Source organism: Actinomycetota bacterium (assembly GCA_036280995.1).
Lineage (GTDB): Bacteria > Actinomycetota > CALGFH01 > CALGFH01 > CALGFH01 > CALGFH01.
Map to the genome: position 1 here is coordinate 1 of DASUPQ010000833.1, position 12,121 is coordinate 12,121.

14 protein-coding genes and 1 pseudogene are annotated in these 12,121 nt (G+C 70.9%); 14 read left to right on the forward strand and 1 reads right to left on the reverse strand.

Annotated features, from left to right (window positions below; translation table 11 throughout):
- The 5 genes from VF468_27915 to VF468_27935 all read left to right on the forward strand — a co-directional run.
- The coding region (locus VF468_27915) for a nuclear transport factor 2 family protein (protein HEX5882112.1) at positions 1-407 on the forward strand (407 nt) is incomplete at its 5' end.
- Entirely contained in the window at positions 404-1,006 is a 603-nt protein-coding gene (locus VF468_27920) for a TIGR03086 family metal-binding protein (protein ID HEX5882113.1), read from the forward strand. The genes VF468_27915 and VF468_27920, both read left to right, overlap by 4 nt.
- Positions 1,007-1,169: 163 nt before the next feature.
- Positions 1,170-1,964: an SDR family oxidoreductase gene (locus VF468_27925; GenBank protein HEX5882114.1), complete on the forward strand. Its 795-nt coding sequence runs from the start codon at positions 1,170-1,172 to the stop codon at positions 1,962-1,964.
- 86 nt (positions 1,965-2,050) lie between these two features.
- Entirely contained in the window at positions 2,051-2,404 is a 354-nt protein-coding gene (locus tag VF468_27930) for a hypothetical protein (protein ID HEX5882115.1), read from the forward strand.
- A gap of 17 nt (positions 2,405-2,421) precedes the next feature.
- Positions 2,422-2,838 carry a hypothetical protein gene (locus VF468_27935; protein ID HEX5882116.1) on the forward strand — a complete coding sequence of 139 codons (417 nt, stop codon included), beginning with the start codon at positions 2,422-2,424 and terminating at the stop codon, positions 2,836-2,838.
- 46 nt (positions 2,839-2,884) lie between these two features.
- Here the strand turns inward: VF468_27935 and VF468_27940 are convergent, their stop codons facing one another.
- Positions 2,885-3,172, reverse strand: coding sequence for a hypothetical protein (locus VF468_27940; protein ID HEX5882117.1), 288 nt, complete (start codon positions 3,170-3,172; stop codon positions 2,885-2,887).
- 228 nt (positions 3,173-3,400) lie between these two features.
- Between VF468_27940 and VF468_27945 the strand changes: the two genes are divergently transcribed.
- The 9 genes and pseudogenes from VF468_27945 (at position 3,401) to VF468_27985 (ending at position 11,872) form a co-directional block, all read left to right on the forward strand.
- Positions 3,401-3,913, forward strand: a complete 513-nt coding sequence (locus VF468_27945) for an Hsp20/alpha crystallin family protein (protein ID HEX5882118.1) — start codon at positions 3,401-3,403, stop codon at positions 3,911-3,913.
- Positions 3,914-4,112: 199 nt separating this feature from the next.
- Positions 4,113-4,463 (forward strand): annotated as a pseudogene (locus VF468_27950) (response regulator).
- 823 nt (positions 4,464-5,286) lie between these two features.
- On the forward strand, positions 5,287-5,775 hold the full coding sequence (locus VF468_27955) for a YbaK/EbsC family protein (protein ID HEX5882119.1): 489 nt from the start codon (positions 5,287-5,289) through the stop codon (positions 5,773-5,775).
- Positions 5,776-5,983: 208 nt separating this feature from the next.
- A complete protein-coding gene (locus tag VF468_27960; GenBank protein ID HEX5882120.1) occupies positions 5,984-6,217 on the forward strand; it encodes a hypothetical protein in 234 nt (77 codons plus the stop codon).
- A gap of 9 nt (positions 6,218-6,226) precedes the next feature.
- Complete coding sequence (locus VF468_27965) at positions 6,227-6,616, forward strand: hypothetical protein (protein ID HEX5882121.1); 390 nt, start codon at positions 6,227-6,229, stop codon at positions 6,614-6,616.
- 275 nt (positions 6,617-6,891) lie between these two features.
- Positions 6,892-7,989 (forward strand): SMP-30/gluconolactonase/LRE family protein, encoded by a 1,098-nt coding sequence (locus VF468_27970; protein HEX5882122.1) that lies wholly within the window; start codon positions 6,892-6,894, stop codon positions 7,987-7,989.
- A gap of 262 nt (positions 7,990-8,251) precedes the next feature.
- Complete coding sequence (locus VF468_27975) at positions 8,252-10,381, forward strand: TRAP transporter fused permease subunit (protein ID HEX5882123.1); 2,130 nt, start codon at positions 8,252-8,254, stop codon at positions 10,379-10,381.
- Positions 10,378-11,352 carry a TAXI family TRAP transporter solute-binding subunit gene (locus VF468_27980; protein HEX5882124.1) on the forward strand — a complete coding sequence of 325 codons (975 nt, stop codon included), beginning with the start codon at positions 10,378-10,380 and terminating at the stop codon, positions 11,350-11,352. The genes VF468_27975 and VF468_27980 overlap by 4 nt, the downstream gene beginning before the upstream one ends.
- 10 nt (positions 11,353-11,362) lie before the next feature.
- A complete protein-coding gene (locus VF468_27985; GenBank protein HEX5882125.1) occupies positions 11,363-11,872 on the forward strand; it encodes a hypothetical protein in 510 nt (169 codons plus the stop codon).
- The last annotated feature ends 249 nt before the right edge of the window (positions 11,873-12,121 follow it).

Below are 12,121 nucleotides of genomic sequence, written 5' to 3' on the forward strand. Positions count from 1 at the left end.
CCGCCGAGGACGAGCTCGCCGAGCCGGCCGAGCCGCTCCGCCGCGCGCTGCTGGAGCGGTACGTCGCGGCCTTCGAGACCGCTGACGGCACCGCCCTCCAGCAGCTGCTGCGGGAGGACGTGGAGCTGGAGATGCCGCCGTTTGTGACCTGGTTCGCTGGTCGGCGGGCGGTGGTGCGGTTCTTCGCCTCCCAGGTCCTGACCGGGCCGGGCCGGTTGCGGATGGTCCCGACCACGGCCAACGGGCAGCTGGCGGCCGCGGCGTACCGGCGCGGTCGCGACGGCGTCTACCACGCCCACGCCGTGCACGTGCTCTCCCTCACCCCGACTGGGATCGCGCGGATCGTGGTGTTCCTGGATCCGGCCTTGTTCGCCGGCTTCGGCCTGCCCCTGTCGGTGGGACCATGATCGACGCCCAGACCAGGGCGGTGCCGGCCGACGCGTTGGGGTTGCTCGAAGCCGCGATCAGCTACGCCCTGGGCGCCGTGCAGGCCGTCACCCCACCGCGGCTGCGCGGTCCGACACCGTGCGTGGAGTGGGACCTGTGGACGCTGCTGCACCACCTCAACGACGCCGTCGACACGCTTGGCGAGGGCATCGACACCGGGCACATCGACCCCCACCCGACCGAGGGGGATGGCGGCGCCGGGGGCGGGGGTGATCCGGCCGCGACCTTTGGTGACCGGGCCGGCAGGCTCCTCGGCGCCTGGCGCGCCGCCGGCTGCCGCGGGCGGGTCGTCGCCATCGCCGGCCACCCGCTGGCCGCCAGCGTGGTGGCCGCGACCGGGGCCATCGAGATCGCCGTCCACGGCTGGGACGTCTACCGGGCATGCGGGCAGGCACGGCCGATCCCGCCGGCGCTGGCCACCGGCCTGCTCGCGATCTGCCCGGTGCTGGTCACCGAGGCCACCCGCCCCCGGCTGTTTGGGTCCCCGGTCGCCGTGTCGCCCCTGGCCAGCCCCGGCGACCAGCTGGTTGCCTTCCTCGGCCGCAGCCCCCAGGCCTAGCCGCGCACACAACCAGCGGGCACCCGCGGCCGGTCGTCGACGGCGTCACGGCGGCCAACGGCGCAGCCTGCCGCGGCCTCGCCGATGAGTTCCGCGCCTCGCCCGGATCTTGTTTCCAGACCGACCGCGCAGTCGGTGCCGAAACTCCCAACGGAGGACGGAGATGCTGCTTGCGAACAAGAACGCCGTGATCTACGGGGCAGGAGGGGCCATCGGGGCCGCGGTCGCCCACGCCTTCGCCCGCGAGGGCGCGAACGTGTTCCTCACCGGCCGCAACCTGGCGGCGCTCGAGGTGGCGGCCAAGGAGGTCACCGCCGCCGGCGGATCCGCCGAGGCGGCGGCGGTCGACGCGCTCGACGAGCAGGCCGTGGAGCGCCACGCCGACGCCGTGGTGGCCAGGGCGGGCAGCCTGGACATCTCCTTTAACGCCATCGGAATCCCCCAGGAGGGCATCCAGGGCACCCCGCTGGTGGAGCTGTCGGTCGCGGGCTTCGGCCTCCCGGTCGCCACCTACACCACCGCCCACTTCCTGACCGCACGGGCGGCGGCGCGGCGCATGCTCACCCAGGGCTCGGGGGTGGTGATCCTCACGCTCACCGCCACCCCGGCCCGGCTGGCCGCCCCGCTGGTCGGCGGGATGGCAGCGGCGTGGGCGGGGGTGGAGGCGCTGACCCGCGTCCTGTCGGCCGAGCTGGGGCCGCATGGCATCCGGGTCGTGTGCCTGCGCCCGGACGCCATCCCGGAGACCGCCACCATCGAGGTGGTCTTCGGCCAGCACGCCAACGCGCTCGGGATCGCCGCCGAGCAGTTCCAGGCCATGGCCGAGGGCCTGACGCACCGCAGGCGGCTTCCCACGCTGGCCGAGGTGGCCAACGCGGCGGCCTTCGTTGCCTCGGACCAGGCTAGCGCCATGACCGGGACCGTCGTCAACCTCAGCGGCGGCACCCTGGTCGACTGATCCACGACATCACCTGCTGGCGATGACCGAGAGTGTCATCGGTGAACCCACCACTGCCCACCCCGACCAGACAAGGAGCGCACACCATGCCGGTTGCCTACCTCGACGTCCCTCCCGGCCTTCCCGCCGACGCCAAGAAGCCGCTGGTGCAGGAGATCTTCACCGCACTCGATGAGGCCTACCGCGTCCCCGACACCCGGATCTTCGTCCGCGAATGGCCGCCCGAGAACGTGAGCCAGGACGGGCGCCTGGACGGCGCGCCGCCACGACCAGTGGTATCGCTGGAGGTCCCGCCGGGCATCAGAGTCGACGCCAGGCGCAGCATGGTCGATCCGAGAACCCGGTCATCCTGCAAGCCATGGAACAGGCCGCGGCAAGCCAAAGAAAGGGAACTGCGGAGCCGCGGCCTCTTGTTCACCCCTTTCCGGAGCCAGAGATGACCGGAAAGGGAGGCCCGATGAGAAGCAAGGACCCCAATCAGGTTGCGGCGCGATACGTGGCGATCTGGAATGAGGCGGACCCGGAGCGGCGCCGCGAAAGGGTCGCCGACCTCTGGAGCGAGGACGCGCTTCACCTGCTGCAGCCGCCGCAAGAGGCCTATGAGTCCGCCCAGGGCTTGCAGCTCGCCCCGCTGTTCCAGGCCCGGGGCCACGACGAGCTCGGGGGAAGGGTCACCAGTGCGTACGAGCAGTTCGTCGCGACCGGCCAGATGTCGTTCAGGCCGCAGGACGATGCCAGCCGCATCGGCGACGCGGTCAAGTTCCGCTGGGAGGGCGTCTCCCCGAGCGGCGAGGTCCTCGCGGTCGGGCTCGAGCTCGTCCTCCTCGCTCCCGATGGCCGGATCCAGACCGATTACCAGTTCATCGAGAGCTGAGCGCGCGCAGCCCGCTCCGTGAGCCATGCGTGACAGCGCGGGATCGTCACCGGGCCGGCCAGTCCCGCAGGCTAGATCCGTTTGATGGTCGCCAGCCAGGCCGGTGCGCCGTCGTCGTGGTCTCTCGTCGGAACCCGGTCCGGTTCGATGGCGGCGACCGACGGGCGATCGCCTTCGCGCGGTCATCGCCCACGACGGCGTTCATGCCCTGACCATGCGCCGCCTGGCCGCCCGCCTGGGCGTCGTCCCCGGCGCCCTCTCCCCCCACCTCACCAACAAACAACAACTCCACGACCTGGTCCTGGACAACGTCCTGGCCGAGATCGACCTCCATGCCGCCCACAGCCCGCTCGGGGGTCTTGGTGGCCGACCAGCGACGGGACCCGCCCCTCCGGGTACCGATTCAACGGTCGCGTGGCGAGTATGTGAACATCGTTCTTGACAGTTGAACAGTGTTCAATGTATGGTGGGGGTACTCGGCAAGTGCACCCGCTGCACGCACCCGGACTGCGTTGTCCCCGAGCCGGCGGCCGCCGAGCGGCCAAGGACGAGGGAGAACCAGATGATGCTCAGAACCCAGTGGTACCCGTTCGTGGACCTGCGCAGCGCGCAGGACGAGCGGGCCCAGGACCAGATGGACAGGCTGTTCGCCCAGGCACTTGGCCTGCACGGCCAGTGGCAGAGCGCGACCGGGGCCAGCACCCGGGCCTGGGCGCCAGCGCTGGACATCTCCGAAGGCAAGGACGCCTATCGGGTGACCGTGGAGCTGCCCGGGGTCAAGCTCGACGACCTGGAGATCATCCTTGAGGACGGCCTGGTGACCATCCAGGGCGAGCGGCACTTCGCCCATGACTCCTCCGAAGAGCAGTTCCACCGAGTCGAGCGCTCCTCCGGCGCCTTCCGCCGCTCGATCACCCTGCCCGCCCATGTCGAGCCTGACGCGGTCGAGGCTTCGATGGAGGACGGCGTGCTGCGCATCCTGGTGCCCAAGGCCGAAGAGGCCAAGGCCAAGCGCATCCAGGTCACCCCCGGCGGCCAGATGGCGGCCATCGCAGCCAGCTCGGCCACCAGCTGACCATCCCAGAGTTGCTCGCGGAACATCCAACGCATCCGCCTGGCAACGGCCCCCGGCGGTACCGCCGGGGGCCCCTACCAAGCTGCCGAACCCGCTCACGAGAGGACTGCGCGTTGGCTGCCACCGTGCTCGTGGCCGACGATGACGCCGACATCGTTCGCTTCGTGGAGATTTATCTCCGGCTAGAAGGCTTGAGGTCGTCACCGCCCGCGACGGCCCCGATGTGCTCGCCAAGGCCATTGCCGTCCACCCCGACCTGGTGCTGCTCGATGTCCTGATGCCCGGCCTCGACGGCTACGCGGTCTGCGCACAGATCCGTGCCGATGCGACCCTGGCCGCCATCCCGGTGATCATGGTGACCGGCAACTACGTCTTGGCCGATGTAGAGGCGGCGCGCCGGGTTGGGGCGGACGACTACTTGGTCAAGCCGTTCGACCCCGCAGTCCTGCTCGACAAGGCCAAGACCTTGCTGGGGCGGGCGACCGTCTCACCCACCCTTCCTGGTGGCCGCTGCGGCGACGGTCGCCGCAGCCGCTTACCCATCCGCTGAGGACCCGGCTACGGAGCGGGCGACAGCGCCCGCGGCGGACGCAGCCCACAGCGACGCCGGGTCGGCTCGATCCGAATCGTTCTGGGGAGAGCGTTGCGTCGGGGGTGCGCAGTTAGCTTCGGCCTGACCGTGATGTGTGAAGGGACGGGATGCCCACGCTGTGCCAGCCGGCGATGTCTTACCGCCCAGGTCGTGAAGGCTTGGGCGTGCCAGAGATTTGCCAGAAAACTGCGCAACACGCAACCTCACCCCGCCCTACGACACCTCCCTCCAGAGCGCCTCTGACCTGGGTGGTTGTGCGGGGACGTGGGGTGACGCACGGCGTTGTGAACCACCCGCGCATCGATGGTAAGGATGGGGTCGCCGGTTCGATTCCGGCGGGGGGCTCCACACCAAGGCTGACCAGCGGAAAGGCTGGCCAGCGTCCTTCCCTTCCTGGTTGGGGCCAGCACGTAGCAGTCGGGATGTGGCCCAAGGCCATAACCTCTCTCGATCAGTCATCGGCCCTCTGAGCAGCACCTTTGCTACCAGGTAGTCTGGCTAGCACTCAGTGGACTGGGGCACAGCGGTTGAAGAGCACATCCCTGTGTCATGGCATGTCCTAACCGGTAGCCACCGGCATCACCGATGCGGATGTCTAGAGAGAACGTCGCTGAGGGTTCGATCTTTGCGCCGTCAAGGTCGGGCAACGGGGTTACGATCGGCAGTGCCGTCGATGCCGGGTACGGGATGCCGGGTACGGTAGGACCACAGCCGCGTGGGCGGCGCCGGGAAGGCGTCGACCTGGCCGCCGCGGGACCTCGCGGCCTAGGAGGTGGCAGCGATGTCGGTGGTCACCGAGCACCTCGAGCAGCGAGGCTGCGTCTTCGAGGTAATCCCGCATCGACAGGCGTACACATCCGTCGACGAGGCACGGGCCCTCGGCATTGAGGTCGGCGAGGTGCTCAAGACGTTGGCGGTGCGGACCGGGTCCGGGTACGCGTTGATGGTCATTCCCGCCTCGCATCGGCTGGATCTGCACCTGGCCCGCGAGGCGCTCGGTGATAGCCGGGCTCGTCTGGCCAGCGAGGAGGAGCTTGGTCGTGACTTCCCCGACTACGAGCTGGGTGCCCTACCCCCGCTCGGGGCGCTGCTCGACGCGCAGGTCTATGTCGATCCGGAGGTGCTGGGCCACGACACCGTGACGTTCGCGGCCGGCACCCAGACCGAGTCGGTCAAGATGCAGACCCAGGAACTGTTCGGGTCCGGGGGGTTCACGACCATGTCGCTGGTCAAGCAACCGGAACGGGGCAGCGACGATCGGACCTGGTAGGCGGCGGGCAGCCCAGCAGGCCGTGGCAGGCGGCGGACAGTCAGCGTGTGATGATTTGTTGCGGACGGTCCCGGCGGCGGGCGCAGCTCTTTCATCAGGCTCCCAGCCCGCGCAGAATGAGCTGGTGAGACCGCTGATGCAGGTCCATGGCCGCCGCCCGGCGGCTGCCACAGGTCCCGCGTCAGTGCCGTTGGAGGAGGCGCGGCAGATGACCGGCACCATGCATGTCGCCGACCACCAGGGCGACACCACCCACACCTGGGACACCACCGACCCGAGCACCGTCCAGGAGATCGAGGCGATCTTCCGGGAGGCGCAGGCGACCGGGCGGCTGGTGTACCGCCAGACCGGGGACGGCAGCGGCGAACAGGTGCGCTTGGCCACCTGGAACCCCGAGGAACATACCGAGCTGTTCGTCGCCCCGCGACTGGCTGGCGGCTAGCGTTCCGGCATGACCGCAGAGACCTGGTGGGTGGCCGGGACGGCCGCCGCCGTCGTCCTCGTCCCCTGCCTGGCGATCCAGCTCCGCCGTTCCTGGGCTGGGCTTGTGGCCCGGCGCCAGGCCAGGCTGCGGGCCGAGGCGTTGCTGTGGGCCTGGCTGTCGCCCGCCCAGCGGAAGCAGTACCGGGCGCGGCGCTGGTTTGAGGTTACGACCCCCTCCGGTCGTCGCTACCGGATCCTGCGAGGTGGGGTCGTGCGGATCGATCGGCACGGGTCTGGCTACTGCATCGAGGCGACCTCGCCGGTCCCGGTGGCCGATGAGATGCTGGCCAACAAGCTGCTTTTGGAGACCGACGAGCGCCGCTTCCTGGCCACCGCCCACCGCTTCCCCTACCGCTGAACAGGCGGTACGACATTGCAGGGCTCGAGTGGCCCGGGCTCGAGCGTGGTCTGGAGCGAACGCCCATCAGCCGTAGCGGGAGGATCCAGTCGGTCTGGCCTTGCTGACCACGCCCCTGGTCGGAGACCGGTCTACGCCGCCCGAAGGCCACTGGCCTGTCGACGGTGGTTGGTCCGCTGCCGGGGGTCCACCGGCTCCAGCACCGCCAGGAACTTCGCCACGGCGGACCGGTAGCCTTGCCCGGGTGGTCCGGGCGGACGTGGCGGAGGTGGGTCGTGGGACGGCTGACCGGCATCGACACCGTGCTGCTGCTGGACCTGGACGGCACGCTGTACGTGGGCAGCCAGGTCGTGCCCGGCGCCCCCGAGACGGTGCGGTGGGCTCGAGAGGGAGAGACGCCAATGGCCACAGACAACGCGATCAACAGCTTCACCCTCGACATCGACCAGCTGGGCTGGACCGGCCAGGACCTGCACCGTCCCGAATCGGTGGTCGCCGAGCCGGACGGGACGCTGTGGACCTCTGACGGCCGCGGCGGGGTAACCCGCATCGACCCCGACGGCGGCCAGACACTCCTGGGCGGGTGGGGCGGGGAGCCCAACGGGCTGGCCATCGACCCCAACGGCAACCTGGTCACCGCCAACATCGCCCTTGGGCGGGTACAGCAGATGACCCGCGACGGCCAGATCTCCACCGTGCTGGAGGAGGTCGACGGGCAGCGCACCACCAGCGCCAACTTCGTGTTCTACGACCGCTCCGGGCGGTTGTGGCTGACCTGCCTGACCCGCGAGGACCACTGGTGGCCGGCGGTCGCCCATCCCCGCCCGGACGGGTTCATCGTGCTGGTCGACGACCGCGGCGCCCGGATCGTGGCCGACGGCATCTACGCCACCAACGAGGCCCGGCTGGACGCCGACGAGACGTATCTGTACGTCGCCGAGACCATGAAAGCGCGCATCCTGCGGTTCCCGGTCCGCTCCGACGGGTCGCTGGGCGAACGGGAGGTGTTCGGCCCCGACGGGCTGGGCCTCGGCGGGTTCGTGGACGGGTTCACCTTCGACGCCGAGGGCAACCTGTGGGTCACCACGGTGGTACGCAACGGCATCGGGGTGCTGACCCGCGACGGCGACTGGCATGTGGTCCTGGAGGATCCCCGCGAGGACGTGCTGGCCGCCTTCGTCGACAAGCTGGCGGCGGGCGCGGCCACACCCGAGGACATGCTGGCCGCCGCCGGGCCGCGGCTGCAGTTCCCGACCAGCGTGTGCTTCGCCGGCCCAGACCTGCGCACGGCGTACGTGGGCTCGCTGGCCATGTCGCGGCTGCCCACCTTCCGCGCTCCCGTCCCGGGTCTGCCGATGAGCCACTGGTCCTGAGCCATCCGAGCGGAGCCCGCGGTCCCCCTCCTCGGCCAGCATCGCCAGCGCCAGCTCGCGGCCGAGCAGATCATCCGCCCGAACCGCCAGGCTGGGCGTGGCCGCACTGCAACAGCAGCTCCGCATAGCCGGTCCGGGCGGTTGGTAGCACGGCGACGATCGGCAGCTCCAGCCCCGCCGACGGCCGCCCCGGGTTTATGCGCCCACCATCTGGGCACCAAGACCTGAACGACCGCGCCTGAGGCGACGGAAGACATTACCCATGGCCGAGCTGCGAACACCCGCGGCTGGGTCGGCCGGCGACCAGCCCGAGGCGCTGCTCGCCGAGTACGAGGCAGAGAAGCCGGCCCGCCATCTGACCGGTCCTGCCCGGCTGGTCGTGTCGGCGGCCGGGGTCGGGTTGTCCTGCTACGCGATCTGGTGGGTGCTGGACCCGCAGCCCGCCCAGCGGTACCGGATGACCTTCCTGGCCGTCGCCCTGGGTATGACGTTCCTGGTCTACCGGCCCTGGACGCGCCGGCGGGCGGGAGGGGCACCGGCCGGCGAACCCGGGCCGGACGAGCGGCCCGAGCGACCCGGGAACGGGCAGCCCGACAATCCGGGGGTGCTCGACTGGGCGCTGGCCGCCGCAGCCGTCGTCGTCATCGCCTGGCCACTGCTCGACTTCGATGCGTTCGTGCGCCGTGCCGTGCGGCCGACCACCACCGACATCGCCCTGGGTCTGGCCGCCATCGCGCTGGTGCTGGAGGCGACCCGCCGTACCATCGGCTGGATCCTGCCCGCCATCTGCCTCACCTTCCTGGCCTACGCCTACTACGGCAACCTCATCCCCGTCGGGTACCTGCTCGGCCACGTCGGCTACGACGTGGACCGGCTGGTCGGCCAGACGTTCATGGGCGTGGAGGGCATCTTCGGCGTGCCGCTGGACGTGGCCGCCACCTACATCGTGCTGTTCACCATCTACGGGGCGGTGCTGGAGTACTCAGGCGCCGGCCGCTACTTCATCGACGTGAGCTTCGCCGCCTTCGGCAGGTCAGCGGCGGCGCCGGCCCGGACCGTGACCCTCGCCGGGTTCCTGCTCGGGACGGTGTCAGGGTCGGGGGTGGCGACCACGGTCACGCTCGGCTCGGTGGCCTGGCCGGTGCTGCGCCGGGCCGGCTATCCGCGCGACCAGGGCGGTGGGATCCTGGCCGCTTCCGGCATCGGCGCGATCCTATCGCCGCCGACCCTGGGCGCGGCCGCGTTCATCATCGCCGAGTTCCTGAACGTCAGCTACCTCCAGGTGCTGCTGTTCGCCACCATCCCCACCGTCCTGTACTACCTGGGCATCGTGCTGGCCATCGAGGCCGACTCCCGCCGCTTCCGCACCCGGGCGGTGGAGCTGGACACGCCGCCGCTCGGTCGCCTGCTGCTGCGCTGGGGCTATCACTTCAGCTCGTTGTTCCTCATCGTGATCCTGATGGCGTTCGGCCTGTCACCGTTCCGGGCGGTGCTGTACGCCACCGTCGCCGCCTTCCTGCTGTCGTTCCTGGACCGCTCAACCTGGATGACCCCCAGGCGCACGTGGGAGGCGCTGGCCGCTGGCGCCATCGGGGTGCTGCCGGTGGCGGCCACGACCGCGGCCGCCGGGATCATCGTCGCCGTCGTCACCCTGACCGGGCTCGGGCTGAAGGTCAGCTCGATCATCGTCGACCTGGCTGGCGGCCGGCTGGGGCTCGCCGCTCTCTACTCGGCCATCGCCGTTCTCGTTCTCGGGTTGGCCGTGCCGGTGACCGCTTCGTTCATCATCGCCGCGGTGATCATTGGCCCGGCCCTGACCACCCTGGGGGTGGAGCCGTTCGCGGCCTACATGTTCATCTTCTACTACGCGGTTCTCTCCGAGGTGAGCCCGCCGACCGCGCTGTCGGCGGTGGCCGCGGCGGCCATCACCGGCGGCAACCCGTTCCGCACCATGATGCTCACCTGGCGGTACACGCTGCCGGCGTTTCTTGTCCCGTTCGCGTTCGTGCTGTCACCGCGCGGCGAGGCGCTGCTGCTGGAGGGGCCGGTGGGCACCATCCTGCTGGCGCTGGCCGTGTCGGTGGTCGCGGTGGCCGCGCTGGCGCTGGCCACCGGCGCCTGGCTGGCCGGCCCGGCCGGCTGGCCCGAGCGGGTCCTGGCCGGCCTTGCCGCCGTACTTCTGCTGTACCTGGAGCCGGCCGCGATCGGCGCCGGGCTCGCCCTGGCCGCGGCCGCCGTCGCCGTCCACCTGCTCACCCGCCGACGGCGGGCGGCCGGCGGTGCGGCACCGGCCGGGGAGGCGGGCCGGCCGGTTGGGGAGGACGCCAAGCCCAGGGGACCTGACGAGACCGACGAGACTGATGAGACCACCGAGGCAAGGAGGCAACCATGAGAGGCTGGCGGCGGTGGGCCGTGCCCACCCTGGTCGCGCTGGTGGCACTGGCCGGCTGCGGCGGCGGCGGGGGAGGAGGCGGAGGCGGCGGCGCCGACTCGCGGAGGCTGTCGATCGCCACCGGAGGGACCGGCGGCGTCTACTTCGTCTACGGCGGCGGGCTGGCCAAGCTGATCACCTCGTCGCTGGAGGGCTACGAGGCGACCGCCGAGGTCACCTCCGCCTCCGTCGACAACATGACGCTGATCGCCGACGAGAAGAGCGCGCTCGCCTTCACCCTGGCCGACACGGCGAGCGACGCCGTGCAGGGCCGCGGCTCGTTCAAGGAGCAGGTACCAGCCCAGGCCCTGGCCCAGCTGTACACCAACTACACCCAGGTGGTCGCCACCGCCGGCAAGGGCATCGAGCGCATCGAGGACCTCAAGGGCAAGCGGGTGTCGGTCGGGTCGCCCAATTCAGGCACCGAGGTGATCGCCCTGCGCATCCTGGAGGAGGCCGGGATCGACCCCGAGGCCGACCTTCGCCGCCAGCAGCTCGGCGTGGCCGAGTCGGTCCAGGCGGTCAAGGACGGCTCGCTGGACGCCTTCTTCTGGTCGGGTGGGCTGCCCACCGGCGCCGTCACCGACCTGGCCACCAGCCGCCGGATCGTGCTGCTGCCAACCGACGAGTACGTGCAGCCGCTGCGCAGCCAGTACGGCGAGGTCTACGCCGAGACGGCCATCCCCGGCGGCACCTACAAAGGCGTCGCCGAAGGAGTGAAGGTGATCGGGGTGCCCAACTACCTGGTCGTCAACCGGTCGATGAGCGAGGACCTTGGCTACCAGCTCACCAAGCTGCTGTTCGACAAGAAGCCCGAGCTGGTCAAGGTCCACCCGGAGGCCAAGAACCTGGATCTGGAGACCGCCCAGCAGGTCACGCCGCTGGAGCTGCACCCTGGCGCGCAGCGGTATTACCAGGAGACGGCCGGCTAGGCCGCCGGCGATGGCCGCCGGGCGCCGCCGCTGGCCGATCGCGGTCGCCGTGCCACTGGCGCTGGCCGCCGCCGCGGGACTGCTGCCCCAGCGGGCGGTGGTGACGGTGACCGACGCCGATGGTCGGCCAGTGGCGGCGCGGGTCCTGCCGGCTCCCGGCCGGTTCGAGCTGCGCTATCGCCACTCCTACTACCGGGTCGAGGCGGCTGAGTCGTTCGTGGCCGCCCCGGACGGGGGCTTCCGACTGGTAGCGGTCGGCTCGCCGAGCCAGGCCGTGCTCGACTACTACGGCCTGACCGGGCGGACGCACCGAGAGGGCGGCTGGCTGCGGCTGGAGCTGCGGCAGCCGCAACGCTTCGAGCGGCTGCCGTTGGTGGCGACTGGGCTCGGCCGGCGCACCCTTGTCGTCGGCGGTCAAGCGGTACCGCTGGCGCCCCCCGGCGGAGAACCGGCCCACCTGATGATCGCCATAGAGCGGCGCCCATGGCTGCTCACCCTGCGGGCCGGCCCTGGCCCATGACCCCTCTTGAGGCTGTGCACCCGCGCGGGCCGTCCGTGCGGCTTGCGTGAACCGCGGCGCCGTCTGCTCCGACAATTAGGCATGAGCGCGAACCCCGACCGGGTGCCGACCGACGCCGAGCTGCTGGCGGCGGTGGCCGAGGGGGACTCGGAGGCGTTCGGGGTCCTGTACGACCAGCACGCCCCCTGGCTGCTGGTGCGGCTGCGCCAGCGCACAACCGACTCGGACCTGGCCGACCAGGTCGCCCAG